The sequence below is a fragment of the Limnohabitans sp. DCL3 genome (assembly GCF_048019295.1).
Classification (GTDB): Bacteria; Pseudomonadota; Gammaproteobacteria; order Burkholderiales; family Burkholderiaceae_C; genus Limnohabitans_A.
Genome location: NZ_CP171842.1, coordinates 2,307,377 through 2,334,280 on the forward strand (window position 1 = coordinate 2,307,377; position 26,904 = coordinate 2,334,280).

Annotated in this window: 28 protein-coding genes; 7 read left to right on the forward strand and 21 right to left on the reverse strand. The window is 61.1% G+C overall.

Annotated elements, in window-relative coordinates:
* Nucleotides 1-66 precede the first annotated feature (66 nt).
* The 9 genes from dcd to ACHEXK_RS10590 form a co-directional block, all read right to left on the reverse strand.
* Nucleotides 67-636, reverse strand: coding sequence for a dCTP deaminase (gene dcd, locus ACHEXK_RS10550; RefSeq protein ID WP_019425458.1), 570 nt, complete (start codon nt 634-636; stop codon nt 67-69).
* Nucleotides 637-703: 67 nt separating this feature from the next.
* A complete protein-coding gene (locus ACHEXK_RS10555) occupies nt 704-1,789 on the reverse strand; it encodes a BMP family ABC transporter substrate-binding protein (RefSeq protein WP_416545961.1) in 1,086 nt (361 codons plus the stop codon).
* A gap of 93 nt (nt 1,790-1,882) precedes the next feature.
* Nucleotides 1,883-2,932 (reverse strand): adenosine deaminase, encoded by a 1,050-nt coding sequence (locus tag ACHEXK_RS10560; RefSeq protein ID WP_416545963.1) that lies wholly within the window; start codon nt 2,930-2,932, stop codon nt 1,883-1,885.
* A gap of 10 nt (nt 2,933-2,942) precedes the next feature.
* Nucleotides 2,943-3,161: a hypothetical protein gene (locus ACHEXK_RS10565; protein ID WP_416545965.1), complete on the reverse strand. Its 219-nt coding sequence runs from the start codon at nt 3,159-3,161 to the stop codon at nt 2,943-2,945.
* Between the two features lie 21 nt (nt 3,162-3,182).
* Nucleotides 3,183-4,409, reverse strand: coding sequence for a benzoate/H(+) symporter BenE family transporter (locus tag ACHEXK_RS10570; protein ID WP_416545967.1), 1,227 nt, complete (start codon nt 4,407-4,409; stop codon nt 3,183-3,185).
* 140 nt (nt 4,410-4,549) lie between these two features.
* Complete coding sequence (locus tag ACHEXK_RS10575; protein ID WP_416545969.1) at nt 4,550-5,683, reverse strand: BMP family ABC transporter substrate-binding protein; 1,134 nt, start codon at nt 5,681-5,683, stop codon at nt 4,550-4,552.
* A gap of 44 nt (nt 5,684-5,727) precedes the next feature.
* Nucleotides 5,728-6,648: an ABC transporter permease gene (locus ACHEXK_RS10580; RefSeq protein ID WP_416545971.1), complete on the reverse strand. Its 921-nt coding sequence runs from the start codon at nt 6,646-6,648 to the stop codon at nt 5,728-5,730.
* Nucleotides 6,648-7,721, reverse strand: a complete 1,074-nt coding sequence (locus ACHEXK_RS10585) for an ABC transporter permease (RefSeq protein ID WP_416545973.1) — start codon at nt 7,719-7,721, stop codon at nt 6,648-6,650. The genes ACHEXK_RS10580 and ACHEXK_RS10585 overlap by 1 nt, the downstream gene beginning before the upstream one ends.
* Nucleotides 7,708-9,258 carry an ABC transporter ATP-binding protein gene (locus ACHEXK_RS10590; protein WP_416545975.1) on the reverse strand — a complete coding sequence of 517 codons (1,551 nt, stop codon included), beginning with the start codon at nt 9,256-9,258 and terminating at the stop codon, nt 7,708-7,710. Before ACHEXK_RS10590 ends, ACHEXK_RS10585 begins: the two co-directional genes overlap by 14 nt.
* Nucleotides 9,259-9,417: 159 nt before the next feature.
* Between ACHEXK_RS10590 and guaD the strand changes: the two genes are divergently transcribed.
* On the forward strand, nt 9,418-10,770 hold the full coding sequence (gene guaD, locus ACHEXK_RS10595) for a guanine deaminase (protein WP_416545977.1): 1,353 nt from the start codon (nt 9,418-9,420) through the stop codon (nt 10,768-10,770).
* Nucleotides 10,767-11,003 carry an oxidoreductase-like domain-containing protein gene (locus ACHEXK_RS10600; protein WP_416545979.1) on the forward strand — a complete coding sequence of 79 codons (237 nt, stop codon included), beginning with the start codon at nt 10,767-10,769 and terminating at the stop codon, nt 11,001-11,003. Before guaD ends, ACHEXK_RS10600 begins: the two co-directional genes overlap by 4 nt.
* 14 nt (nt 11,004-11,017) lie before the next feature.
* Here the strand turns inward: ACHEXK_RS10600 and ACHEXK_RS10605 are convergent, their stop codons facing one another.
* From ACHEXK_RS10605 to ACHEXK_RS10620, 4 genes are all read right to left on the reverse strand, one after another.
* The gene (locus ACHEXK_RS10605) at nt 11,018-11,719 is read right to left on the reverse strand and encodes a DNA alkylation repair protein (RefSeq protein WP_416545981.1); all 702 of its coding nucleotides are present in this window, start codon (nt 11,717-11,719) and stop codon (nt 11,018-11,020) included.
* Nucleotides 11,716-12,027, reverse strand: coding sequence for a thioredoxin family protein (locus ACHEXK_RS10610; protein ID WP_416548927.1), 312 nt, complete (start codon nt 12,025-12,027; stop codon nt 11,716-11,718). Before ACHEXK_RS10610 ends, ACHEXK_RS10605 begins: the two co-directional genes overlap by 4 nt.
* Before the next feature lie 112 nt (nt 12,028-12,139).
* Nucleotides 12,140-12,766, reverse strand: coding sequence for a Crp/Fnr family transcriptional regulator (locus ACHEXK_RS10615; protein ID WP_416545983.1), 627 nt, complete (start codon nt 12,764-12,766; stop codon nt 12,140-12,142).
* Nucleotides 12,767-12,828: 62 nt separating this feature from the next.
* A complete protein-coding gene (locus ACHEXK_RS10620; RefSeq protein ID WP_416545985.1) occupies nt 12,829-14,169 on the reverse strand; it encodes a glycerate kinase type-2 family protein in 1,341 nt (446 codons plus the stop codon).
* Between the two features lie 37 nt (nt 14,170-14,206).
* Between ACHEXK_RS10620 and ACHEXK_RS10625 the strand changes: the two genes are divergently transcribed.
* Nucleotides 14,207-15,610 carry an 8-oxoguanine deaminase gene (locus tag ACHEXK_RS10625; RefSeq protein ID WP_416545987.1) on the forward strand — a complete coding sequence of 468 codons (1,404 nt, stop codon included), beginning with the start codon at nt 14,207-14,209 and terminating at the stop codon, nt 15,608-15,610.
* A gap of 1 nt (nt 15,611) precedes the next feature.
* Here ACHEXK_RS10625 and ACHEXK_RS10630 read toward each other — a convergent pair whose 3' ends face one another.
* Genes ACHEXK_RS10630 through ACHEXK_RS10640 form a run of 3 tightly spaced genes read right to left on the reverse strand, consistent with a single transcriptional unit; the run spans nt 15,612 to nt 18,030 of the window.
* A complete protein-coding gene (locus ACHEXK_RS10630) occupies nt 15,612-16,100 on the reverse strand; it encodes a hypothetical protein (RefSeq protein ID WP_416545989.1) in 489 nt (162 codons plus the stop codon).
* A 30-nt stretch (nt 16,101-16,130) separates the two neighbouring features.
* Nucleotides 16,131-17,147 (reverse strand): AraC family transcriptional regulator ligand-binding domain-containing protein, encoded by a 1,017-nt coding sequence (locus ACHEXK_RS10635; protein ID WP_416545991.1) that lies wholly within the window; start codon nt 17,145-17,147, stop codon nt 16,131-16,133.
* A gap of 43 nt (nt 17,148-17,190) precedes the next feature.
* Entirely contained in the window at nt 17,191-18,030 is an 840-nt protein-coding gene (locus ACHEXK_RS10640) for an oxidoreductase (protein ID WP_416545993.1), read from the reverse strand.
* A 202-nt stretch (nt 18,031-18,232) separates the two neighbouring features.
* On the opposite strand from ACHEXK_RS10640, the gene ACHEXK_RS10645 reads away from it, so the two are divergent.
* The 3 genes from ACHEXK_RS10645 to ACHEXK_RS10655 all read left to right on the forward strand — a co-directional run bounded on the left by ACHEXK_RS10645 (nt 18,233) and on the right by ACHEXK_RS10655 (nt 20,026).
* Nucleotides 18,233-18,580 (forward strand): CidA/LrgA family protein, encoded by a 348-nt coding sequence (locus ACHEXK_RS10645; RefSeq protein ID WP_416545995.1) that lies wholly within the window; start codon nt 18,233-18,235, stop codon nt 18,578-18,580.
* Nucleotides 18,577-19,305 (forward strand): LrgB family protein, encoded by a 729-nt coding sequence (locus ACHEXK_RS10650; RefSeq protein WP_416545997.1) that lies wholly within the window; start codon nt 18,577-18,579, stop codon nt 19,303-19,305. Before ACHEXK_RS10645 ends, ACHEXK_RS10650 begins: the two co-directional genes overlap by 4 nt.
* 118 nt (nt 19,306-19,423) lie before the next feature.
* Nucleotides 19,424-20,026 carry a lysophospholipid acyltransferase family protein gene (locus ACHEXK_RS10655; protein WP_416545999.1) on the forward strand — a complete coding sequence of 201 codons (603 nt, stop codon included), beginning with the start codon at nt 19,424-19,426 and terminating at the stop codon, nt 20,024-20,026.
* Nucleotides 20,027-20,113: 87 nt separating this feature from the next.
* Here ACHEXK_RS10655 and ACHEXK_RS10660 read toward each other — a convergent pair whose 3' ends face one another.
* Nucleotides 20,114-21,325, reverse strand: coding sequence for a urate hydroxylase PuuD (locus ACHEXK_RS10660; RefSeq protein WP_416546001.1), 1,212 nt, complete (start codon nt 21,323-21,325; stop codon nt 20,114-20,116).
* Between the two features lie 176 nt (nt 21,326-21,501).
* On the reverse strand, nt 21,502-22,299 hold the full coding sequence (gene xdhC / locus ACHEXK_RS10665; protein ID WP_416546003.1) for a xanthine dehydrogenase accessory protein XdhC: 798 nt from the start codon (nt 22,297-22,299) through the stop codon (nt 21,502-21,504).
* 107 nt (nt 22,300-22,406) lie between these two features.
* Here xdhC and ACHEXK_RS10670 point away from each other — a divergent pair, with 107 nt between their 5' ends.
* Nucleotides 22,407-22,961 carry a hypothetical protein gene (locus ACHEXK_RS10670; RefSeq protein WP_416546005.1) on the forward strand — a complete coding sequence of 185 codons (555 nt, stop codon included), beginning with the start codon at nt 22,407-22,409 and terminating at the stop codon, nt 22,959-22,961.
* A 29-nt stretch (nt 22,962-22,990) separates the two neighbouring features.
* Here the strand turns inward: ACHEXK_RS10670 and ACHEXK_RS10675 are convergent, their stop codons facing one another.
* From ACHEXK_RS10675 to xdhB, 3 genes are all read right to left on the reverse strand, one after another.
* A complete protein-coding gene (locus tag ACHEXK_RS10675; protein ID WP_416546007.1) occupies nt 22,991-24,190 on the reverse strand; it encodes an MFS transporter in 1,200 nt (399 codons plus the stop codon).
* A gap of 29 nt (nt 24,191-24,219) precedes the next feature.
* Nucleotides 24,220-24,411: a hypothetical protein gene (locus ACHEXK_RS10680; protein WP_416546009.1), complete on the reverse strand. Its 192-nt coding sequence runs from the start codon at nt 24,409-24,411 to the stop codon at nt 24,220-24,222.
* Between the two features lie 75 nt (nt 24,412-24,486).
* On the reverse strand, nt 24,487-26,847 hold the full coding sequence (gene xdhB / locus ACHEXK_RS10685; RefSeq protein ID WP_416546010.1) for a xanthine dehydrogenase molybdopterin binding subunit: 2,361 nt from the start codon (nt 26,845-26,847) through the stop codon (nt 24,487-24,489).
* Nucleotides 26,848-26,904: the final 57 nt, after the last annotated feature.

Consider the following 26,904-nt stretch of genomic DNA (forward strand, 5'->3'; position numbering starts at 1 on the left):
ACCCGCTATTGTCGCATTTTGGACCGACGTCCCCAAAATTCGTTCGGGAACCGCGGTTTTCAGGCCTCAGGTCTTGGGCAAAGTCACGCCCACTTGGCCCTGGTATTTGCCACCCCGGTCTTTATAACTGGTTTCGCAAACCTCATCGCTCTCCAGGAAAAGCACCTGAGCACATCCCTCACCGGCATAGATTTTGGCCGGCAGCGGCGTGGTGTTGCTGAACTCCAGCGTGACATAGCCTTCCCACTCCGGCTCGAAAGGCGTGACGTTGACAATGATGCCGCAACGCGCATAGGTGCTCTTGCCCAGACAAATGGTCAGCACATTGCGCGGAATTCGGAAGTACTCCACCGTGCGGGCCAATGCAAAACTGTTGGGTGGAATGATGCAGACATCGCCTTCGATGTCCACAAAACTGCGCTCATCGAAATTCTTCGGGTCCACCACCGTGCTGTAGATGTTGGTGAACACCTTGAACTCCGGTGCGCAGCGGATGTCATAGCCGTAACTGCTGGTGCCGTAGCTGACGATTTTTTGACCGGCGGCGTTCTGGCGGATCTGTCCGGGCTCGAAGGGCTCGATCATGCCGTGCTGCTCGGCCATGCGGCGGATCCATTTGTCGCTCTTGATGCTCATGGTGTGCCTTTTTAACGATGCATCTATTTTAGGGTCTTGCCCAATCAGCCTGCTGCAGACGGGCCTGTCATCGGTTGATGCGGCCCACGACCCCTTGCACCAAGTAGTTCATGTTCAAAATCTGTGCGTCACTCAAGGTCTGTCCGGCCGGCAAAACCGGCTTGCCTTCGTTGTCCAGGATCGGGCCGGCAAAGGGCTGCAGCCGGCCTGTGCCCACGGCTTTTTGCTGGGTCAAAATTTCGTCCTGCACGGCCTTGGGCACCTTGGGGCCAAAGTCGCCCACGCGGATCATGCCGTCCTTCACACCGCCCCACACGCTGCCTGATTTCCACTGACCGGCCAATACGGCCTTGACACGAGCCATGTAGTAATCACCCCATTGGTGTGTCACGGCGATGATCTGCGCATCGGGCGCAACCCGGCGCATGTCGGAGTGGTAGGCCACGGCCATCTTGCCGCGCTCTTGGGCTGCAGCCATCACGGCAGTGGAGCCCGTGTGGAAAGCGATCACATCCACATCTTGGTTGAACAAGGCCATCGCCGCTTCACGCTCTTTGGGTGGGTCAAACCAGGCGTTGAGCCACACCACCTTGACCGTGGCCTGGGGGTTGACCGAGCGCATGCCCAAGGTGAAGGCGTTGATGCCCTGCAGCACCTCAGGAATCGGGAAGCCCGCGACATAACCTGCCACATGCGACTTTGTCATTCGTCCAGCGGCGATACCCGCCAAGTAACGGCCCTCGTAATAGCGCGCGTTCGAGGCAGCCACATTGGGCGCGGTCTTGAAGCCGGTCACCGACTCGAACTTGATGTTGGGAAAGTCTTTGGCCACCTTGAGGGTCGGCTCCATGTAGCCAAAACTGGGCGTGAAGATGATCTGGTGGCCCTGTTGGGCCAAATCGCGGATCACGCGCTCGGCGTCTGCCCCCTCGGGCACGTCGGCCACAAAGGTGGTCTTGACCTGATCACCCAGCGCCTTTTCAACCAGCTTGCGACCTTCGTCGTGCTGGCGTGTCCACCCCGCTTCGGTGATGGGCGAGACATAGACAAAGCCGGCCTTGATGGGCTCGGTGGATTTGGGCGTGGTTTGTGCCTGAACGGCGGGAAGAAAAAAGCAGGCGGCCACCAGCGTGGCTGCGAGGTTTTTGTACATGGTAGTCCTCTACATGGCCCCGAGATTGAACAAAACAAAGCCCGCCGGGGCAGCGGGCTTGGTCGAGGGATTTTAGCAAGCCGCAGGTGCCGCTCAATCTTGCTCCGCAAACCCCTGAAAGCAGGCTTTCAACCCATGCATCCAGCGGTGCTTGTCAGGCTCGGGTGCAAAGCTCGCCTCGATGCTGTTGGCCGCCAATTTGTAAGCCTGCTGAGCGTTCAGGTGCAACGCGGCAAAGGTTTGCAGGTAGTTGTCGTTCAGGTAGCCGCCAAAGTAGGCCGGATCGTCCGAATTGATGGTGACGCACAACCCGGCGTCCAGCATCTGGCCCAGGTTGTGGTCGGCTAACTGTTTGAACACGCACAGCTTGAGGTTGGACAGCGGGCACACGGTGAGCGGCATGTGGCTGTCGGCCAGGCGCTGCATGAGCGCAGCGTCTTGGAGGGCTTGCACGCCGTGGTCGATGCGCTCCACCTTCAACACATCCAAGGCGCTCCAGATGTATGCGGGCGGCCCCTCCTCACCCGCATGGGCCACCACATGCAGGCCACATTCACGGGCAAGGGCAAATACACGGGCAAACTTTTCTGGCGGGTGGCCCAGTTCGCTCGAATCGAGTCCCACACCGATGAAATGTTCGCGCCAGGGCATGGCATCTTCCAGCGTGGTCAGCGCCTCGTCTTCGGACAGGTGGCGCAAGAAGCACAAGATCAGATCGGCACTGATGTTCAGGCGGGTGTGCGCATCGCGGCATGCGCGGCTCAGTCCTTCAATGACGGCGCCCATGGGCACGCCTCGTGCCGTGTGGGTTTGCGGGTCAAAAAACAACTCCGCACGGACCACATGATCGGCGGCGGCTTTTTCAAAATATGCCCAGGCCATGTCGTAAAAGTCTTGCTCGTGCAGCAACACGCTGGCCCCGGCGTAATACAGGTCCAAAAAGCTTTGCAGGTTGGTGAAGGCGTAGGCGCTGCGCAAGGCCGCCACATCGGCGTAGGGCAAAGACACGCCGTTGCGCCGGGCCAGTTCAAAAATCAGCTCAGGCTCCAAAGAGCCTTCGATGTGGATGTGCAATTCCGCCTTGGGCATGAGGCGCAGCAACTCGGGCAGACGCTGTGGCGGGATGGCGTGGACTTTGAACATGGTCATTCCTTCAAAAAAATTGGGCGCGGATCAAGGCTTCATCAAGTTGTGCGATGGTCGTATTGTGTCGGTCGGTCAATGGACCACCACCTGGCACGACTTGGCCTGTTGGGTCGTAACCGATGGCTTTGAACTTCCACAGGCCATTGATCCATTTGAAGTTTCCCACATGCAAGCCCGCCGGATCGTACAGGGCATGAACGCCATCGTTGATGGTTTGAATGTGCATGTTGGCCCTATCCCTGCGTGTTCAGCGGCTCTGAAAATCGCCCCGTTCCATCCACCACGACACCGCGAACCCAGCCACCAGGCCCCAAAATGCCGCGCCAATGTTGAACAAGCCCATGTCAGCCACTGTGACCAGCAAACTGACCAGTGCGCCCAGTGAAAACCGCCCCGCGCCAAACGAAGCCACAAAAGCACCCTGTAAAACGCGCAACATGGCCAGTCCACCGAGCACCATGATGAACTCTTTGGGCGCGGCCAGCATCCAACCGGTGAAGGTGGGCGCCATCAGGCCAAACAGCAGTGCCAGCACGCCAAACATCAAAGCGCCGGTGTAGTGGCGATGTTTCTCGCCGGACGAGGTGAGCAAGCCGTTGGTCGGCCCGGTCAGGCACGTGCTGACTGCACCCAAGACGGCGCTGAAAGCGCCGCCCAATCCGCAGGCCACGGCGATCATGTTGACCGGCGGCTCATGGCCCGCGTTTTTGAGCACGGCCACGCCCTGCCCGTTTTGCACCACCAACACCGTGATGGCCAAGGGCACCACCAGCTCCAGCATCGCGGCAAACGACCACGCCGGCGCCTGGATGACGGGCTGCGCCAAAGCCAATTGTCCCACCGCAGCAGCGTCCAGCCTGCCCGACACTGCCACCGCCAAAGCCCCCACCAGCAAGGCACCGATGACAGGCGGCAGGCGCTGGCCCCAATCGGCCCGTGCAGAGAGGATCAGAAACACCAGCACCATGGGTGCGGCAATGCTCACATCGCTGTGCAAGGCCCGCACGATGTCAAGGCCAAAACGCAAAAACACCCCGGCCACCATGCCCATGACGATGGGCATGGGCAGCGTCGCCATGACGCGCTTGACCCAGCCGCTCAGACCCAGCACCAAAATCAAGGCACTGGTGGCATAAAAAGCGCCAATCACCTCGGCAAAACTCAGGTGCTGCAAGGCTGGGCCCACCAGCACAGTGCCGGGGATCGTCCAGCCAAACGCCAGCGGCGTGGTGTAGCGCCAGCTCATCAGCAAACTGACCAGCCCGTTGACAAAAAACACCCCGAACACCCAAGACGCCAACTCTTGGGGCGACAAACCGCCGCGTGTGCCCACTGACAAGATAACGGCCACGGGCCCGGTGGCAGCAAAGATGAAGCCAATCAGCGCATTGGTGGCGTAGGTGCTGCCAAAGTCGGCTCGGATTTGCGCAGCGGTTTTGACCGCCGCAGCGGGGGATTCCAAATGTTTGAACAAAGCTGGGGCCTTTGCAGGAATAGACACGGCAGCCAGCGTATCAAACCCGCTGGGCTTTGCCGTCACCAAGGGGCCAGCATCAAGAAAAAAGCCGCCTGACTGGCGTCAGGCGGCTTGGGTTCAGGAAACGGGGTTCCCGATCACTTGCCTGGGATCTTGCCTTCCACGCCCTTGACGTAGAACATCACGCCGCCCAAGAACTTGTCGTCAGCCACGGCGTCTTTGGCCAGCACTTCTTTACCGGCTTGGTCCACGATGGGGCCTTTCCAGATGGCGAAGCTGCCGTCTTTCAGACCCGCCTTGATTTCATCGATGCGCTTTTTGGTGTCTTCTGGCACGTCAGCGGCCACATTGACCATGTCGATCGCGCCTTCTTTCACACCCCACCAGCTTTGGCCGGTGCTCCACTTGCCTTCCAGGGCTTCACCCACGGCCTTGACGTAGTAAGGGCCCCAGTTGATCACAGCCGAACCCAGGTGGGCTTTGGGGCCGTAGGCGGTCATGTCGGAATCCCAACCAAAAGCACGCTTGCCCAATTTTTCAGCCGTCTGCAACACGGCCGACGAGTCGGTGTTTTGCATCAGCACGTCCGCACCGCCGTTGATCAGCGAGGTGGCGGCTTCGGTTTCTTTGGGTGGGTTGAACCACTCGTTGACCCAGACGACTTTGGTCTTGACCTTGGGGTTGACCGACTGGGCACCCATGGTGAAGCTGTTGATGTTGCGCACCACTTCAGGGATGGCGATCGAAGCCACCACACCCAAGGTGTTGGTCTTGGTCATCTTGCCCGCGATCACGCCAGCCATGTACGCGCCTTCGTAGGTGCGGCTGTCGTAGGTGCGCATGTTTTCGGCAGTTTTGTAGCCGGTAGCGTGCTCAAACTTCACGTCTTTGGTGTCGGCCGCCACTTTGAGCATGGGCTCCATGTAGCCAAAAGTGGTACCAAAAATGAGCTTGTTGCCTTGGGCGGCCATGTCGCGGATCACGCGTTCGGCATCAGCGCTTTCTGGCACTTTTTCGACAAAACTGGTGACGACTTTGTCGCCAAAGGCTTTTTCGACTTCCTTGCGGCCATTGTCGTGCGCAAAGGTCCAGCCGCCGTCTCCCACAGGGCCCACATAGGCAAACGCGATCTTCAGAGGCTCAGCCTTGGCCGCAGCGGGGGCTTCAGCCTTGGGGGCTTCTTCTTTTTTGCCACAGCCAACCAGTGCGGCGGCGGCCACAGCGGTCAGGGCCACCATCTTGACGATGGAGCGCTTGGAGATGTCTGTCATGTCAGGTCCTTTAGAGCAGGGTTACAGGGGTTGGAAAAACGAGATTATGAACCGGGATAAAACGGTTTACCCAACGAGGCGGGCATGTTCACGCGAATCCAGGTGGGGTTTCGCGAAATCAGGGCCAGCACCACGATGGTGGCCATGTAAGGCAGCGCAGTGAGCATTTGGCTGGGAACTTCCACCCCCATGCCTTGCAAATGGAACTGCAGCATGGTCACACCACCAAACAGGTAAGCCCCCAGCAAAACCCGTGCCGGCCGCCAAGTGGCAAAGGTGGTCAGCGCCAGAGCGATCCAGCCTTTGCCCGCCACCATGCCCTCCACCCACAAAGGGGTGTAACTCACCGAGATGTAGGCGCCGGCCAAGCCGCACAGAGCGCCGCCGACGACCACCGCCGCCAAACGGATGCGGCGCACCGGGTAACCCAAAGCATGCGCCGAAGCGGGCGACTCGCCCACCGCCCGCAGCACCAAACCGGTGCGACTTTTGTACAAGAACCAAATCAGGGCCAAGACCAGCGCCATGGCCCCATAAACGAGCGGATGTTGCTTGAACAAAGCGGGCCCGACCAGCGGGATATCGGCCAGGCCAGGAATGGCATAACTGGGACGCTCGGGGAGCTTCTCTTGAACGTAGCCAATGCCCACAAAGGCGGAGAAGCCCACCCCGAACAAACTCAATGCCAAGCCAGTGGCATATTGATTGGTATTCAACCAAATCACCAGCACCCCAAAAATGGCCGCCAGCAACGCGCCTGCGCCCATGCCCGCCGCAAAGCCGAGCCAGTCGTTGCCGGTATGCACCACGCAGGCAAAGCCCGCGATGGCCGCGCACAGCATCATGCCCTCGGCCCCCAGGTTCACCACCCCCGCTTTTTCATTGATCAGCAAACCCAAAGCGGCCAGCGCCAGCACGGTGCCCGCATTCAAGGTCGCTGCGATCAGCAAAGCATAAGACTCCATCACAAGCTCCCTTTCTGGGTGGCTACCCAGCGCAAGCGGTAGGCCACCAGCGTGTCACATGCCAGCAAACAAAACAGCAGCAAACCCTGGAACACGCCGGTGATTGACTTGGGCAAGCCCAGCCGCGATTGCGCCAGTTCCCCGCCGATGTAGAACATGCTCATCAGCACGGCCGACAACACCATGCCCGCCGGGTGCAAGCGCCCGACAAAGGCCACGATGATGGCGGCAAAACCATAACCCGCCGGGACGTAAGGCGTGAGCTGCCCTATCGGTCCGGCCACCTCCAACGCCCCCGCCAAGCCGGCCGCACCGCCCGAGGTGAGCAAAGCCACCCAAAGCGCTTTGCGCGAAGAAAAGCCCGCATAACGCGCCGCCGCTGGCGCCAGCCCACCCACTTGCTGGGCAAAACCCGCCCGCGTGCGGAACAAAAACACCCACAGCAAACCCGCACCCCCCAGTGCCAACAACAGACCCACACTGACCCGCGAGCCACTCATCAAACGGGGGATTTGCGTGACCGCCTCAAAGGTTTTGGATTGCGGAAAGTTAAAACCAGCCGGGTCTTTCCATGGGCCATAAACCAAGTAGCTCAGCACCATGTCGGCCACGTACACCAGCATCAGGCTGACCAAAATTTCGCTGGCATTGAATCGGTCACGCAGCAGTGCCGTGATGCCGGCCCAGAGCATGCCGCCCAGCACGCCCGCCAGCAGCACCGCCAGCACGATCCAGCGGCCCGTGTCTTTGCCCGCCATCAGCGCCACGCCTGCGGCGCATACCGCGCCAATGACGAACTGGCCCTCCGCGCCGATGTTCCAGACATTGGAGCGAAAGCAAACGGACAAACCCAGCGCAATCAGCAGCAGTGGCGTGGCCTTGACCATCAACTCGCCCAGCGCATAGCCCGACTTGACGGGTTCCCAAAAGAACATTTGCAAACCGCGCACGGGGTCTTTGCCCAGCGCCAAAAACAGGGCCACCCCCAGCATCACGGTGAGCACCAAGGCCAACACAGGCGAGGCATAAGTCCACAGGCGCGAGGCCTGGGGTCGCATTTCAAGCTTGAGCATGCTGCGCCTCCTGATGTGCGGCTGCAGTCTCGGGCCACAAGCCACTCATCCATTCGCCAATGCGCTCAACCGTGGCCTCTGTACGCGACAGGGGCGGGGACAGACGCCCTTTGGCGATCACATGCATGCGGTCAGACAGCTCAAACAATTCTTCCAACTCCTCACTCACCACCAACACCGCGCAACCCGCGTCACGCAGCGCCAAAATTTCGGCGCGAATCTGCGCCGCCGCGCCCACGTCCACCCCCCAAGTCGGTTGCGAGACGATCAGCAACTTGGGCGATGCGCTGATTTCGCGGCCCACGATGAACTTTTGCAAATTGCCGCCCGACAGCGATTGAGCTGCGGCATCCGGTCCTGAAGCTTTGACCTTGAAGCGATCGATGATGCCGCGCGCCTGATCGGCCAAAGCCCCCATGCGGACCCAGCCACCTGCACCCACAGCTTCGCTTCGGGTGAGTAAGAGATTTTGTGCCAGGCTGAGGGAAGGGACAGCACCGCGCCCCAAGCGCTCCTCGGGCACAAACTGAAGGCCCATCTGCCGGCGTGGCTCCGGCCCCCAAGCCGCCACCGATTGGCCCAACAAACGCACACTGGCTGGGCCGCACTGAACGCCCGCTCGGGTGTCTTCGCCAGACAAGACCCACAGCAACTCTTTTTGGCCATTGCCCGAGACCCCGGCCAGGCCCACCACTTCGCCTGCGCGCACTTGCAAGTCAATGCCCTCGAGGTCCACCCCAAACGGGTCCTGGCGCGTCAGGCTCAAGCCTTTGACCGACAAAACCACCTCGCCCGGCGCACGCGGCACATGCTGTAAAGCCATCGGCTCTGCCCCAATCATCAGGCGGCTCAGGCTGGCGTTGGTTTCTTCTCGCGGATCACACACGCCCGTGAGTTTGCCGCCGCGCAGCACGGTGCAAGCACTGCACAGCGCCCGGATTTCGTGCAACTTGTGCGAGATGTACAAAATGCTCACGCCCTGACCCACCAGTTTGTGCAGGACCACAAACAACTTCTCGACCGCCTGGGGTGTCAACACCGAAGTGGGCTCGTCCAAGATCAACAGCTTGGGCTCGGTTAAAAGCGCTCGGATGATCTCCACCCGCTGCATCTCACCCACGCTCAAGGTGTGCACCGGGCGCTCGGGCTCCAGGTCCAAGCCGTATTCGCTGGCCTTGGCCACGATGCGCTCGGTCACTTCGGCCAGGCTGAGCGACTTGTCCAAGCCCAGCCACACGTTTTCGGCCACGGTGAGTGTGTCAAACAGGCTGAAATGCTGAAACACCATGCTGATGCCCAGCTTGCGCGCTTCTTGTGGGTTACGAATATTGACCGGCTGGCCGTTGAAGACCACCTGACCTTCGTCGGGTTTGACCGAGCCGTAAATGATTTTCATCAGGGTGGATTTGCCCGCGCCGTTTTCTCCCAGCACGGCATGGGCTTGCCCGGGCATCACGGTCAGCGACACATCCTGGTTGGCCACCACGCCCGGGTAGCGCTTGGTGATGCCCTGCAGAGACAAGAGGGGTGTGGTCATGTCGGGTGGGATGGAATATCTGAATAAGTCTCTTGCAAAGTCCGAGGCTAAAGTGTTGACCCGGCGGCCCTTGCAAGCCAAGAGATTGCCGCACAATGTACCACTGCCAACACCCCCTTTTTCCGGGTGTTTATCCCCGTATTCACGCCCGACCGACCCATGCGCCAAGCCCCCCATCTGACCGAATGCCAAGCTTGGCGAGCCAGCCTGCTCTGGTTTCCCGACCCGACCCAGCCGCAAGCCCAGCACGAAACCGACGGCCTGCTGGTCACCGCCCGCGAAGCCGACGGCATCGTGCGCATCCAGGCCATTGGCCCCTACCGCGAACTGGCCCCGCAGTACCCTGATCTGCCCGTGACCCACTGGCCCGGCCTGTGCATCGCACCCGGCTTTGTCGACCTGCACATCCATTACCCACAAACCGACGTGATCGGCTCACCCGCCGAGGGCCTGCTGCCGTGGCTGGAGCACTACACCTTTCCGCACGAAAAAAAGTTTGCCGACCCGGCCTACGCCCACGAGGTGAGCGCGTTTTTTCTGGACGAGCTCATGCGCCACGGCGTCACCACGGCCCTGAGTTTTGCCACGGCGCACTCCGAGTCGGTCGATGCGTTCATGATGGAGGCACAAAAGCGCCGTCTGCGCATGATCACCGGCAAGGTGCTGCAAGACCGCCACAGCCCGGACGGCCTGCGCGACACCGACACGGCTTTGAGCCTGCGCCAGACCGAAGACCTGATCCGCCGCTGGCATGGCGTGGACCGCTTGGGTTACGCCATCACGCCCCGCTTTGCGCCCACCAGCAGCCCAGAGCAACTGCATGGCGCAGGCGAGATCGCGCAGCAGTTTCCCGATGTGTGGGTCCAGTCGCATGTGGCCGAAAACGTGGACGAGATCCGCTGGGTGAAAGAACTGTTCCCGCAAGCGCGCAGCTATCTGGACGTGTACGACCGCGCAGACCTTTTGCGCCAGCGCTCGGTCTACGCGCACTGCATCTACCTCGACGAAGCCGACCGACGCCGCATGGCCGAGGTCGGCGCGACCGCCGCCGTCAGCCCCACCAGCAACCTGTTTCTGGGCAGTGGTTTCTTTGACTACCGGGCTTCAGATGCGGCAGGCTTGCGCTATGGCTTGGCCAGCGATGTGGGGGGTGGCACCAGTTTCAGTCCGTTTCACACCATGCACGCGGCCTACACGGTGGCCCGGCAAAGTGTGGGCCGCCCCGGCATCAGCCTCGCGCCCGAACACCTGTGGTGGCAACACACGGCAGGCGCCGCCGCAGCGCTGGACTTGAGCGGCCAAGTGGGCAACCTGCAGCCGGGCTGCGAAGCGGACTTTGTGGTGCTCAACCCCAAGGCCACGCCCCTGCTGGCGCGCCGCACCGCGCAAACCGAGACCCTGGCCGAATGGCTGTTTGCGATGATCGTGCTGGGCGACGAGCGCTTGCTTGCGCACACGGTGGTGCAAGGCCAGATCGCCGTGCCTGCAGGCATGTCGGACAATCGGGCATGAACTGCGAGAACGAACACCCCATCATCGACCCCAACGAGGCCCAGCGCGCGTCAGTGCGCCGGGGCATTGCGCAATTTCAAGAGCGCCTGCAAGCTGCAGGCCACGACTTCAGAGAGCCCCCACCCGAGCCAACCTCGTGCTGCGGTCGCGGCTGCAACGGTTGCGTGTGGGAAAGCTACGACGATGCGCTGATGTATTGGTACGAGGATGCGGGCGCCTTGCTGGCGGGTTGAAGCCACGTGCAAGCTCAGCCCAAATGCTTGCCCGCTTCGCGGCGTGTCAGGCCAGACAGCTGGCTGGCATGCTCAAGTAAAAAGTTTCGAACGGCCTCTGGCTGCGTTCGCGCATGGTCGCGCAAGGCCCAGCCAATGGCTTTGCGGATGAAAAAGTCTGTCTCGGGCGCCAGCGTCAGCGCGTAGCGGAACAAACGCACCTGATCGGTCTGACCACGCCAGCCCAGCTGGTGCAGCATGGCCACACGGCGCACCCACAGATGGGGGTGCGTCAGGCCAACGTCCATGTGTGCTTGCACATCGGGCTGGCTGGCTTTGGCGCGCAGCACGATGTCGCCCACCACCCCGGCCAGACCATCGACCGTGTCCCACCACGGGTCGGTTTGCACCAGCTGCAAGATCCGCGGCAAGGCCTTCACATCGAGCCGCTTGTGGTGTTGGGCGAGCCAATCCACGGCAGCGTATCGGAATTCGCGCTCGGGCAGTTGCCACAGGGCCTCGGCCAATGCCAGCACTTCATCGGCCGTGCCCGCGAACTTAGGAAGCGTCTGAAGTGCCTCTTTCATGGCCACACGCCGCGGGCCTGCACGGATGCCCAGAAAGGCGAACTGATCGAGCATATAAGCCTTCATGGGCACGGCCTGCTGCGCATCGGCCTGCGCCCGCAGGGCCGCTTCGATCAACGCCAAGCCCATCGGTACCCATCGCTCGGTCATGACAAGGCTCTGGTCATCGCATCTTCAATGTCCTGCACGCTGGCCGGCCGCACCAAACGCGCCACCTCTTGTCCATCTCGCAACAGCACCAAGGTGGGCCAGAGCTTGACCCGGTAGCTGCGGCCCAAAGCACGGCCCGGCCCGTCTTCGATTTGGAGGTGCTGCCATGGCGTTGGCGCGGCCAAAGCCTGCGCAATGAGCGGTTGAGCGGCGCGGCAATGGCCACACCACGCTGTCCCAAACACCAGCAGCGTCAGACCCGGCCAGGCTCCCAGTTGGGCAGGGCTGGGCGATTCAAGTTCACTCATGTAGGGGGGAGGGATGGCCATGACAAAGGGGGCTGCCGTTGAAGCACAGGTTCAAATCATAAAGCCGCCGTGCTGACCTTCTCTGGCCTGCCGGTGCTGGACACCTGCCGTGTCACACACCGGCCAACTCGCGCAGTGCTTGCGGATTGGGCAAACCCAGCACACGGCCGCTGCCGCTGATGAGCTGGCGCTCGCGCAAGTGGCGCAGCACGCGTGAAAAAGTTTCTGGGGCAATGCCCAGTTGCGCCGCGATGCTGCGTTTGCGCTCGGTCAGCTTCACGGCCAAATGGCCCGACTGATCGGTGGCTTTGGCATGGCGCAGCAGCCATTCAGCGCAGCGCGCATCGGCGTCTTTGGCCAAACGGCTGACGGCCATTTCGGTTTGTTGGCGTTGCGAATGGGCCATGTCCATGAGCAAGTGGTGCGAAGCCTCGGGCCATGCTTGCACTTTGCCCACAAAGTCTGCCACGCTCACATGCTGCAGCTGCACTTCGGTCTCGGCCACCGCATCGACCGCGTGCGGCAGACCCAGCAGGCCCGAGGCGGCTTCGAGCCAGAACGGCCCCTCGACCACACCCAGTTGATGCGCCATGTGACCGTCCACCATCACGCCCAGCACCACACGCCCTTGCAAGACGTGCACGATGCGGTCTACCGCGTCGCCTCGATTGAGCAACACGGTGCCTGGCGCCACAGCGGCGGCAAGCTCGGACAAAGGGGGCAAAGAGGTATCCAACATGGTGGCGACGAATGTGCCAGACCCACAGGATGCGGGCTTTGACCCAAATCAATAACGCCGCATCACTGCACCAAAATGGCCCGAAAATCGTTCACATTGGTGTGCGTCGGTCCGGTGATGACCAAGTCACCCAAGGCCTCAAAGAAGCCGTAAGCGTCGTTGCGCTGCAAGTGCTCGTCCACCTTGTGGCCCCATGCCAGGGCACGGGCCAGCGTATCGGGGTTCACTTGCGCACCAGCGTTGTCCTCCATGCCATCGATGCCATCGGTATCGGCCGCCAGGGCCCAGATGCCCGGCTGGCCTTGCAGGGCTTGCGCCAAACCCAAGCAAAACTCACCCGCCCGGCCGCCGCGGCCTTGGGGTGTCCCGACGGGCTGCGGTTTGATCGTGACGGTGGTTTCGCCTCCGCTCAAGATCACGCAGGGCTTGATGAACGGACCCTGTCCTTTGGCCGCCGCACGGGCCAGCGCCGCGTGCACCTTGCCCACTTCGCGCGATTCGCCTTCGATCTCGTCGCTCAAGATGTAGGCGTTCAGCCCTTGCGCACGGGCTGCCGCCGCGGCGGCCTCCAGCGACTGCTGGGGCGTGGCGATCATGTGCACACGGTGTCCCGCAAACACGGGCGAGCCGGGTTTGGGCGTTTCCCAAATGCCCGACTGCAAGGCCTCGCGCACCGAGTCAGGCACCGTGATGGCGTAGCGTTGGAGAATGGCCAGTGCATCGGCGCAACTGGTGGCATCGGGCACGGTGGGGCCGCTGGCAATGATGGACGGGTCATCGCCCGGCACGTCGCTGATGGTGAGCGTGACCACCCGCGCAGGGCTGCACGCCGCTGCCAAGCGCCCGCCTTTGATGCGCGAGAGGTGCTTGCGCAGGCCGTTCATCTCAGCAATATTGGCCCCGCTGGCCAACAGCTGGCGGTTGATGTCTTGTTTGAGCTGCAAATCGATGCCATTGGCAGGCAGGGTCAGCAGCGACGAGCCACCGCCCGAAATCAAGCACAGCACCAGGTCGTCAGCCGTCAAGCCTTGGGTTAATTCCAAAATGCGCTCGGCCGCTTGCAAACCCGCTGCATCGGGCACGGGGTGAGCGGCTTCGACCACCTCGATGCGCGAGGGCAATCCTGCCGGGCGTGGTGGTGTGTGACCATAACGCGTGACCACCAGACCCGACAGCGGGGCGTCAAGGGGCCACAAAGCCTCCACGGCTTGCGCCATAGCGCCCCCGGCTTTGCCAGCGCCCAAGACCAGCGTGCGGCCCTTGGCGGGATCTGGCGGGGTGGGCAAATGGGCGGCGGTGTTGTGCAGGGGCAAGGCACGTTGGACGGCCACGTCATAAAGCGCCTTCAAAAAAGCGGCGGGGTCTTGGGCAAAGTGGGGCATGTGGGGCTGGGCGTCTTGCATGGGCAAATTGTGCCCCAAGGCGGGTAAAGTTCGCTGTATGACCACATTGCTCATCCACCGCGCCCGCTGCATCGCCACCATGGACGATGCGAACACCGAACTGCCTGATGCCTCGCTGCTGATCCGAGATGGGCGCATCGAGCGCATCATCCCCGCGAATGAGCCCATCGACGAACTGCTCACGCAGGTTGATGAAGTGATCGACGCCCGTCGCCATGTCGTGGTGCCGGGTCTGATCAACACGCACCACCACATGTACCAGTCGCTCACGCGGGCGATTCCGGCAGTGCAGAACGCGGAGTTGTTTTCTTGGCTGAAAGGCCTGTACCCGATCTGGGTGGGCCTCACGCCCGAGATGGTGCGTGTCTCAGGCCAAGTGGCCATGGCCGAATTGCTGCTGAGCGGTTGCACCACCAGCAGTGACCACCTCTACATCTATCCCAACGGCGTGCGGCTGGACGACAGCATCGAAGCCGCGCACACCATCGGCATGCGCTTCACGGCCACACGCGGCAGCATGAGTGTGGGCGAGAGCCAAGGCGGTTTGCCGCCCGACCGCGTGGTCGAGCAGGAACCCGCCATCCTGAAAGAAAGCCAGCGCCTGATCGAGCGCTGGCACGACGCCCGCTTCGGGTCGATGACCCATGTCGCCGTAGCCCCCTGCTCGCCCTTCAGCGTGAGTCAGGACCTGATGCGTGAATCGGCCAAATTAGCCCGCGCCCATGGCGTGCGCCTGCACACCCATCTGGCCGAAAACGACCACGACATTGCATACACCCGCGAAAAGTTCAACTGCACGCCTGCGCAATATGCTGAGGACTTGGGATGGGTGGGCCACGATGTGTGGCACGCCCACGGCGTGAAGTTGGATGACGAAGGCACCTACCTGTTCGCGCGAACGCGCACCGGCATTGCCCACTGCCCCTGCAGCAATATGCGCTTGGCCAGTGGCATCTTGCCTCTGCGCAAAATGCTCGACGCCGGCGTGCCCATGGGCCTGGGCGTCGACGGCAGCGCCAGCAACGACGCGGCGCACCTGCTGAACGAAGCGCGCCAAGCCATGCTGTTGGCGCGTGTGGGCCGAGCCCTTGAACCCTTCGGTTGTGACCCCGGCCCCGCCGACATGACGCCCCGCGACGCCCTGCGCCTGGCCACCCGTGGTGGCGCCGAGGTGCTGGGCCGCGCCCACGAGCTGGGACAAATCAAAAATGGCTATTGCGCCGACATTGCCATGTTCCGCACCGACACCCTGAGCATGGCGGGCGGCGCGGTACACGACCCTGTCGGGGCGCTCTTGCTGTGCGCCAGCGACAACGCCGATTACACGGTCGTGAATGGCCGTGTGGTGGTGCGCCAAGGTGAGGTCACCACCGTGGACATGGGGCCGCTGATCGAGCGACACAACCAGTTGGCCATGCAACTCGCCTTGGGTGCGAACTGAGCTACGCTGCGATGCCCGCCAGCGCCTTCAGATAAGCCGCCCCACGCGCCTCGGCAAACAGGTCCAGCACCAGCGTGAAGCTCGCTTGCAGCACCAGCCCGATGCCGATGCCGGTGGCCGCGTCCCATTTGGAGAAGAACGCGACCAGGCAGGTCCCCAGCACCAGCAGGGCAATTTCAACGGATTTATAAAGTTTGAAGTTGCGCATCACCGTTTGCATGCGCTCGGTTTCGGCTTGTTTGAACGCCGCTGGTGCGCTCACGAGTTGCGTGCTGAGCTGGGCCAGTTGTGCATCGGTGCGCACCAAAATGGTGACACCCACCCCCAATTGCATCAGCGCCACCACCACCAAAGGCAGGGCCATCCAGCGCAAGCGGTGGCCTTGGGTCCACAGCCAAATCGCCAGGCCCAGCGCCATCAAGGCGGCCAGCATGAAGAGCACGCTTTCTTGCTTCTCGCCCACAAAATAATCCGTCATCTCTTTCAACATGTTTTCCTCTCTGTGTTCTTTTTCAAATCTTCAATGCCACGGGGCATGCACGCCCGAGCGCCCATGCCGATAGGCTGCAGGCGTCATACCGGTCCAGTTTCTGAAAGCCCGGATGAAGGAATTGCTCTCTTGAAAGCCCAACAGCCACGAAATCTCGCCTGCTGAAATGTCGGTGCGGCGCAGGTAATGCTGTGCCAATGCTTGTCGCACCTCGCTCAGCACTTCTTGGAACCCCACCGATTCGTCGGCCAGCTGCCGCTGCAATGACCGCTTACTCACCGCCAAGCGCTGGGCCACCGCATCGATGCGGGTGATCCCTGCGGGCAGCGTCTCCAGCAACACCGCCCTGACCCGCTCGCGCATGCTCGCTTGTGCATCGAGTTCAGACAGCCGTTGCTTCAAGCTCGGCTCAAAAGCCGCCCACATGGCCCTGTTTTCCGTCAAAAAGGGGCGTTTTGCAGCCTGCGCGGAAAAGTCAATTTGAATGTGCGCTGCTGTGCCCAAATCGCAACCCAGATAGGTTTTGTACGCCGTCATATCCACTGGCAACTCGGGCACCGAAGCCCTCAAGGGCTCGATCCGCTCGCGCGTGGCCAAGCGGGCCAGTTGTGTGAAGAACACCAACTCCGACACCCCCAAGCTGCGGGGAATCGGCTCGTCGATCCCGTAGCAGCTGAGCGTGACTTGGGTTCGGTCAGCGCGGATGTCAACCGCCATGTTCAAAGGCCCAATCAGGCGTTTGTATTGCGCCAGCCGCTGCAGTGCGGTGTTCAGGTCGGGGCTGCACAGGCAGGCGAACAGGGCCGGATCAAAGGCCTCCACCGACATGGCCTGCGCAAACTTCAGAGCCAGCTCGTCGTCGCCAGCGGCCAATTCCAACCCGCGCCACAGGTCAAAGTACTGCGCAGGCGACAAACTCGCGCCCGGTCGCACAAACAGGTCGCCCGGCAAACGCGCCAAGCCCAGCACATCGGCGGGTGCATAACCCATGTCCAGGATGAGCAGCTTCCAGCCCATCTGCACAGAAAAGCGTGTGGCCTGTTTCACGATGAGATGCTTTCTGGCGGGTTGATGCGTTTGGAGGGGTGGACTACTTGACTTGGCTCATGATGGCCCGGTCAAAGATGCGGTCCCCAAAATACTTGCGGATGAACATCAAGGGCTTGGCCATTTTGCCGATGACGTAACGGGTTTGGGGTCGGCGCGATCGGACAGCCTGCAGTATGGCATCGGCCACCACCGAAGGCGGCGAGGCGGCACCCGCTTTGGCATAGGTGCTGCGCATGGCCTTGGCCATGCCCTGCGCCATGGCGTGGTACGGGCCTTGGCCCGAACGCGCCAGCATGGGCTCGAGCATCACGCCGCCCCATTCGGTGGCAATCACACCGGGCTCGATGATCACCACCTGAATGCCCAAGGGTGCCAACTCAAGGCGCAAGCAATCGCTCCAACCTTCCACCGCATGCTTGGTCGCGTGGTACCAAGAGCCCAAGGGGGTGTACATCTTGCCGCCCATGGACGAGATGTTGATGACCTTGCCCGCCTGTTGGTGGCGCATGTGGGGCAGCGCCAATTGTGTGAGCCGCGCCATGCCAAACAGGTTGACTTCGAATTGGTAGCGGGCATCCGCCAGGGTCGAATCTTCCATCGCGCCGTACATGCCAAAGCCCGCGTTGTTCACCAACACATCAATGCCGCCATGGCCCTCGGTGATGCTGTTCACCGCCGCGACGATGTCAGTGTCCAACGAAATGTCCATTTGCAGCGGTATCGCGCCCAGGGCCCGCAGGTCTTCCATTTGCGCCACACGCCGGGCCGCAACGTAAACCACCAAGCCCTCTTGCAGCAGCCGCTTGGCCGTCTCTTTGCCCATGCCGGACGATGCGCCAGTGACGAGCGCCACCTGTGGTGGGGGGGGTGTGAATGCCATGAAAAACTCCATTCGTGAACAGGGCTGAGAATGGGTTCATGGTCGGGCCTCCAACGCTTATCGTCGCCATCGGATCATGCCAAAGCACATGCAAAAAACGCCAGCCAACGGGCATGACGTCTGCTGCAGGCCGGCATCCTGTGCATTTTGATCACAGCTATTAGCACTCGCCGCGGCACACGGACTTGCCTACACTGTCGCCATGATCCAAGGCCTCGTTCAACTTTTCCTCTTCCAGGCGCTGGGCGAGCTGCTCTCCAAGTTCGCCCTGCCCTTCATCCCCGGGCCTGTGTTGGGTTTGGTGTTGCTGCTGGCATTTTTGGCCCTGCGCGGTCATGTGCCCGCTTGCATGGATGGGGTGGGCAGCAGCCTCTTGCAGCACCTGGGGCTTTTGTTCATCCCCGCATCGGTGGGCGTGGTGCTGTATTTGCCCCTGTTGCAAGCCAACGCCTGGGCCATCACGGCGGCGCTGGTGCTGAGCGTGGTGGCCACGGTGGCGGTCACCGCCTTGGTGCTCCAACTGTTTGCCAAAAAGGACAGCCCACCATGAACAACACCCTGCCGCCCATTTCCGACATTTGGGTCTACCTCTCGGGCAGCCCGCTGCTGGCCTTGGTGCTCACACTCAGCGCTTACCTGCTGGGCCTGACCGTGTACGAGCGCAGCCAGCGCCACCCATTGGCCAATCCGGTGCTGATCGCGGTGGTTGTCGTGTGCTGGAGCATCCACTTGATCGACATGCCTTACGCCCAATATTTTGAAGGCGCGCAATTTGTGCACTTCTTGCTGGGCACGGCCACCGTCTCGCTGGCCATTCCCATCTACAAAGGTTTGGCTTCGCTCAAGGGCCGCATGGGGGTGTTGCTCATGTCGCTCATGGCGGGCGGCATCACTTCGGTGCTGACGGCCGTGGCCATGGCACGTTGGCTGGGCGTGGACGAAGCGCTGGTGCGCGGGCTGGTGGCCAAATCGGTCACCGCGCCCATTGCCATGGGCATTGCCGAGCGCGCGCAAGCCTCGCCCACCCTGACCGCCATCTTTGCCGTGAGCACCGGCATCTTGGGTGCGGTGCTCGGCCGTTATGTGCTCGACGCCCTGCGCGTGACCGCCTGGTGGCAACGCGGCTTTGCCCTGGGGGTGGCCGCGCACGGCATTGGCACGTCTCGCGCATTCAGCGTGAACGCCGAGGCCGGAGCCTATGCCAGCTTGGGCATGGGACTGCATGGCATTGCAGGGGCCTTGCTGATTCCTTATGCGGTGACTTGGTGGTTTTGATGCGGCAAGAGAATTGCCAAATTTATCCATTTGATCAAATTTGACCGCCATAATTGGTTTCTCCGAGCCATGCAAACCCGCATGACGCCTTGCCGATTTCAGATGACCGACCAGCGCCATGCAACGCACCATCTTTGACACCCCCATCGTCAACACCGTTCTTCGCGGAATTTCGCTGGGATTTCTCAAAGCCACGGGCTGGAAGATTGAAGGCCAAATGCCCGAGGGTGTCACCAAATGCGTGCTCATTGCGGCGCCGCACACGAGCAATTGGGACCTGCCCTACACCCTGATGGTGGCATTTGCATTGCGTCTGCACATTCATTGGATGGGCAAAAGCAGCATTTTCTCGTTCCCTTTTGGGCCGCTGATGCGCTGGCTGGGCGGCATTGCGGTCAACCGATCGCAAGCCTCCAACCTGGTGGACTCTTGCGCGCAAGAATTGGTCAAGGCCGATGGCGCGGTGCACTTGGTGATCCCACCCGAAGGGACACGCAGCAAAACCCGCTATTGGAAATCGGGTTTCTATTACATCGCCGTGCAAGCGCAGGTGCCCATTGTCATGGCCTACATGGACTACTCGCGCAAGGTCAGTGGTTTGGGGCCTTTGTTCTACCCATCGGGAGACATCGAGAAAGACATGGTCGCCATCCAAGCGTTTTATGCGCCTTTCAAGGGCAAAAACGCCGACCAGTTTGAAACGCCGCTTGGAAATCCATAGGCGCCTGAGCAGCTCGGGCCTGAGCCTGGGAGGCCTTGCGCTGCAGGCCGATGGCGTAGGGCAGTCGGTACCCCATCGCCCCGTCACTCACTCGGTTTTGGCCCCGGCCTGAAACCAACGCCCGAACAGGGCCCGATCCTCTTCGGTCAAACCCGTTGCATTGCCCATGGGCATTTGCTTCGTCACCACCACTTGTTGGTACATGTTTTGGGCGTTTTGCTTGATCAACTCAGGGCTGTCCAAGCGCACGTTCTTCATTTGCACCTGGGCACCATGGCATGACAGGCAGTGCTGCCCCACCAGGCTTTGCACTTGGACGAAGCTCACGGGCTGCGCAGGCGCTGCAAATGCTTTGGGGGGGGCGGGTCGCAAGGCCACGATCACGCCCAAAATCATCACCACACCCACGGCCGCAAAAGGCCAAGGGTTGGCGGCACGGCCCAAGTGAAAGGCGTGCCGCTGCACAAAGAACTGGCGGATCAGGGCACCGGCCAACATCATGACAAACAGCAACACCCAGCGGTGTTCGTGCGTGTACAAAAAGCTGTAGTGGTTGCTGAGCATCGCAAAGATGACGGGCAAGGTGAAGTAAGTGTTGTGCACGCTGCGCTGCTTGCCGCGCTTGCCGTGGATGGCCAAGGCATTGGCGTCATACGTCTCTCCGCTGGTCATGGCCGCCACCACTTTGCGTTGGCCGGGGATGATCCAGAAGAACACATTGGCGCTCATGGCGGTGGCAATCATCGCGCCCACCAACAAGAATGCAGCACGACCGGCAAACAGTTCATTGGCCAGCCAAGCGCAAAAGGCCACCACCACGATCATCAGGCCCGCCACGATCAGTTCGCCGTTTTTTCGGAAGCCAAAGACACGGCAAATGATGTCGTACACGAACCAGAAGGCCACCAACATGCCCACTGCGGCCGATCCGGCCATCACGGGTGACCAGGCCATCAAGGACTTGTCGATCAAAAAGGTGCCGGCGTTGTAGAGGTACAGCACCGTGAACAGCGCAAAGCCACTCAGCCAGGTGGAGTAACTTTCCCAATAGAACCAATGGAGCTTGGTGTGGATCTTTTTGGGTGCCACCATGTACTTTTGCGGGTTGTAAAAACCGCCGCCGTGCACCGCCCACATGGCCCCGCCCACGCCCTTTTCGAGCAAGTCAGGCGAGTTGGGTTTTTGCAGGTTGTTGTCCAGGAAGACAAAGTAAAACGAGGAGCCAATCCAGGCGATGGCGGTGATGACATGCACCCATCGCAGCAACAAATTGGCCCATTCCAGAAAATACGACTCCATGAAGGATTCTCCAACCAGCTCACCACCGCGGGCCCTGTGAGCGGGTATTCGGTCGCGAACATGAATCCGGAGATTCTTGCGCCGCTGCGACCAGTGCACTCAAGTGTATACAGTTTGCGGCCAGCTTTCCAGCCCTCCCAAGTCTGCCGTGCCTAGGGGAAACCAGCAGCACAGGGTCAAAGTGTCTGCAACAACTGTGCCGCCACCGACACCGCAATGACCTCAGGCTCTTTGCCGGTGATCCCTGGCACGCCAATCGGACAGGTGATGTGGGCGATCTCTTGGGCGGTGAACCCACGGTCCTCAAGGCGATGCCGGAAGGTGGCCCATTTGGTTTGGCTGCCGATCAGGCCCACAAACGGCAAATCACCCCGCTCCCTTTGGCGCTTCAAGCAGGCCATCACGATGTCCAAGTCTTCGGCATGGCTGAAACTCATGATCAACACACGGCTGCCTGCAGCCACATCAGCAACTGCAGCTTGTACCGGGTTGGAATGCTCACAGTCCACCTCTGCGGGCACATCGGCAGGGAATATCTCGTCGCGGCTATCGATCCATCGCACGGCAAAGGGCAAAGGGGCCAATGTGTGCACCAAAGCCTTGCCCACATGGCCACCACCAAACAGCGCCAATGGCTTGCGCTGCGGCGTCAACTGCGTGCGCATTCGAGGCAGGTCATCCGCGCTGATGGGCTCAAAAACGAGATCAACTGCGCCACCACAACACTGACCCAAACTGGGCCCCAAGACCTGGCGCAAGTGAATTTGCTCGGTTTGCCCCATCAAGAGAAGCCGAGCGTGGGCCAGCGCCTGAAATTCCAAATGCCCCCCCCCGATCGTGCCGTGTTCGCCCTCGGCAAACACCACCATGTGCGTGCCGGGTCCCCGGGGCACGGAGCCTTGCGTGGCTTGCACAGTTACCCGCACCGCTTGCTCGGTGTTCAGCCTTTGAAGGGCTTGCTCAATCCAATTCACGCTTTGATGTCCAATCAGTGTTGAAGAGTGCGGCCGTTTTGCTGCGCCAACTGTCACGATGCCACAATCCACTTCAGTGCAGAGTATGCCAAGGACAGGGCCCCACCATGACACCACGCTTGCCAACCGTTCAAAGATTTTTCACGCCCCTTGGCTTGGCCATGGCCATGGCCACTTTGGCGCTGCTCAGCGGCTGTGACACCCCCCCTCCAGCACCCAGCACACCGAGTGCACCGACGGCCACCATGCCTCCGCTTGCACCGCTGCCCTTGCCACCGGCGGCCAGGGCCCCTGAAAAAATTTCGGCACCTGCCGACCCCAGCGCTTTGGCGCGCAGCAGCATGGCGTACCGAAAGGACGCAGCCCGTCATTTGTACGGCCTGCACGCACACCGCATCTACCGAGGGCGCTTGCCGCCCATGTTGGAAGCGGTGGGCGTCTTGGCTGTGGACATTGACCCCAAAGGATCGGTCAAGTCGTTGAACTGGATGCGTGCGCCCAAGCATGCGCCCCATGTGATGGCTGAAATCGAGCGCATGGTCAAAGCCTCAGCCCCCTACCCCGCACCTGCGCAACTGGGCCAAGTCACCTATACCGATGTGTGGCTGTGGCACAAAAGCGGCAAGTTCCAGTTGGACACCCTCACGGAAGGTCAAGACTGAATTGGCCGACCTTTTGGCGAACGAACCGTTCAAGACCCTTGGGTCTGCTCGTGCTCAGCCCCTGGAAGCAAGGTCAAAATGAGCGTGGTGGCCACAGAAAAACCCGCCAAAAACAAGAGGGCACTGCCGAAACCCATCGCCTTGACCACGGGCCCCAAGGCCCAGACCGACAAAGAACTGACCGCGAACGACACGCCCAAGCGCATGCCCGAGACGCGAGAACGCAAGCGGTCGTCCACATACCGGGCGATCATGAAGTCGGTGAAGGGTATGGCCCCGAAGATGAACACCATCACCCCAATGAGCGCTGCCCACAACCACCAGCCTTGCACCTGAGAGGCCAACACCAGCATGGGGATCTGCGCCATCACCATGCCCATGAAAAAACGCTTGAGTGGGAAACGGTTGATGAAGTGCCCCACCACAACCTGGGCCACTGAAGCCACGGCGTATACCAAAGCCAGCAGCAAGCCCAATGCGGCCGGGTCTTCCAACACGCCCTGAAAGCGTTCGGCCAACAAGGGACCGTTGCCATTGGTCATGAAGTTAAACAGCACACTGCTGGTGATGGCTGCAGCCGTCATGACCACCAAGGCTCGGGCCAACAAGGGGGCGGGCAACCTGACTTGAGCCCCACCCTTGCGCTGGGATGGTGACGAGACTTCTTTCGGGCACACGCGTGCGAACAACCCACCACAGAGCAACGACAACAGCCCAGGTAAAACAAAAGCCGCTCGCCAGCCCTGCCACTGGATCAAAAAGCCCGTGAGCAAAGCGGCCACTGCCACCCCCATATTGCCTGCCAATCCATTGAAGCCAATCGTGGCACCCGGATTCGATGAGCGCTCAAGCAGCATGGGAATGCCCACAGGGTGGTAGATGGCGGCAAACACCCCGATCAGCGTCAGGCAGGTCGCCAATTGCCAAGGCGTTTGGGCAAAGGCCGTCAGAATCGACGCTGCACCGATGCCAAAAAAGAACACCAGCATCATGCTGCGGCGCCCCCACAAATCGCCCAATCGGCCGGCTGGCAAAGCGCCTAGACCAAACATGAAAAACGCACCTGCACCGTACGGCATCAGGTCTTGCCACTGGGCCAAACCCATGTCAGCCGCGATGGCACTGACGGCTGCCGCAAAAATCAGCAAGAACAAATGGTCCAGCGCGTGCGCTGTGTTGAGCAAGCCCCTGACCATGCGGGGGTGGCCAGTGCTCAATTCAAGCGACAAGGGGTGCCCCCGATAGGAATTCCAAAGCATCAGCCCCGGGCTTGCGCATCCGGTTCCCCATCTGATCGGCGCTCAGCAGTTGCCTGACCAGGCTTGCTCAGCCCTTGGGGTTCGGGCATGAAGCACATCTTCTCGCCGTCCCAGCGCTGGCCGCACCAGCACAGGCCTTCGGCGTTGATGATGCAAGTGCCGGTGCCACAGCACCGTGGATCGTCTGACATGGGCCTGCTCCTTTGGGCTAGAGGGATCAAAGTGACAGGATGCCTGAAACCATTTCAGGCACCCGGCTCAAGCCTTCACAACCCTGCAGCGGCCTTGGCTTTTTCGCAAGCCATCAGGATGCGCTCGGGTGTGGCCGGGGCGTCCATGTAGACCACGGCTTTGTGGTCGGCGCTGGCAGCCACCGCATCGCGCAAGGCGAAGAAGGCCGACAGACCCAACATCAATGGCGGCTCGCCCGTGGCCTTGCTGTTGAAGGGTGTGGGCTTGAGGTTGGCGTTGTCGAACAAGGTGACTTTGAAATGCTCGGGGATGTCGCCCGCCACAGGAATTTTGTAGGTGCTGGGGCCGTGGGTGAGCAGTTTGCCCTTTTTGTCCCAAATGCACTCTTCCATGGTGAGCCAGCCCATGCCTTGGACATACGCGCCTTCGATCTGGCCCTTGTCCAAGGCGGGGTTGATGCTGCGGCCCACGTCGTGCACGATGTCCACGGCTTTGAGCCACCACTCGCCGGTGCGGGTGTCGATTTCGACTTCGCTCACGGCCGCACCGTAGCAGTAGTAATAGAACGCACGGCCATTCAGGGTCGCGAAGTCGTATTTGATTTCGGGCGTCATGTAGAAACCCGTGACCGACAAGCCGACACGTTCCATGTACGCTTGTTTGGTGACATCGGCCCACTTGACGGATTTGCCGCCGCCGTGGACTTCGTTGTTGGAGAAGCTCACCTCTTCGGCAGCACAACCCAACATGCGCGCCGCGACAGGCTTCAAACGCTCACGCATTTGCGCAGTGGCGTTCATGATGGCCGCGCCATTGATGTCAGCACCACTGGATGCCGAGGTGGCCGAAGCGTTGGGCACTTTTTGAGAGTCGGTGGCGGTGATGCGCACCTTGTCCACGCTGATGCCCAAACCGTCGGCACAGACCTGCGCCATCTTGGTGTTCAGGCCTTGGCCCATTTCGGTGCCGCCGTGGTTGCAGCTGACGGAACCATCCATGTAGACCACCAACAATGCGCCGCCTTGGTTCAGGTGCGTGGCGGTGAAGCTGATGCCGAACTTCAGCGGCACCAAGGCCAAACCGCGCTTGCGGGTTTTGCTCTTGGCGTTGAAGGCATGCACGGCGGCACGGCGCTCGGCGTAGTTGGATTCCTGCTCCACCTGGTCAATGACCTTGTCGCCCACCCAGTCTTCAATCAACTGGTTGTATTGCGTGGTCATGGTGTCGGGCGAGCCGCTGATGGCCGGGTCTTTGTAGAGGTTGAGCTTGCGCACTTCCAAGGGGTCTTTGCCCAAAGTCATGGCGATCTCGTCCATCACCGTCTCGATGCCAAACATGCCTTGTGGGCCACCGAAACCCCGGAAAGCGGTGGCGCTTTGCGTGTTGGTTTTGCAGCGGTGGCTGACCAGTTTGAGCGCGGGGAGGTGGTAGGTGTTGTCGATGTGCAGGCAAGCGCGGTCGTTCACGGGGCCGGAGTAATCGGTGCTGTAGCCGCAGCGCGACATGAGGGTGATGTTGGCGCCCAGGACACGGCCGTTGTCGTCAAAACCGACTTCGTAATCGATGCGGAAATCGTGGCGCTTGCCGGTGATGGTCATGTCGTCGTCGCGGTTCACGCGCAGCTTGACGGGCTTTTGCAGCTTGTGCGCAGCCAGCGCGGCGCTCTGGCTGAAGATGCTGGCATTGCCCTCTTTGCCACCAAAGCCGCCACCCATGCGGCGGCAAATCACCTCCACATCGTTGGTGTGCAAGTTCAGGGCATGCGCAGCTTCGCGCTGGTTGCCGTCGGGGTGCTGGGTCGACACGTACAGTGTCAGCTGCCCGTCTTCCTTGGGCACCGCATACGTGATCTGGCCTTCCAGATAGAACTGTTCTTGCTGGCCGGTGTTGGTGCTGCCCTTGATTTTGTGGGGCGCGCTGGCAATGGCGGCGGCGGCGTCACCCCGCGTGATGCCCTTGGGCGGCATGATGAAGCTGCTCGCGGCCATGGCCTCTTCGATGGTCAAGATGGGCGTGAGTTCTTTCACCAGCACCTTGGCTTTTTTGGCGGCTTCGCGGGCGTAAAGCATTTCACGCGCCACGACCACGGCCACGGCCTGGCCGATGAACTCGACCTTGCCTGCGGCCAAAAACGGATCGTCATGAATGATGGGGCCGCAGTTGTTTTCGCCGGGAATGTCTTTGGCGGTGTAGACCGCCACGACGCCGTGTTCACGCAAGATGGCTTCGCGGTCAATGCCGTCGCCAATCAGCTCACCATGCGCCACGGGCGACAAGATGAGCGCAGCATACAAAGTGCCTGCGTGCTCAGGGATGTCGTCGATGTAGGTGGCAGATCCGGTGACATGCAAGTGCGCAGATTCATGCACCAGCTCTTTGCCCTGCTGAACGTCAGAAGCGGGCAACAGGTTTTTGATGGGGGTAGGAGCGTTCATTCTTGCCTCTGAAGTGAGGGGACAGAGCCAATTTGCTGCGCAAATGTGGGTCTATCC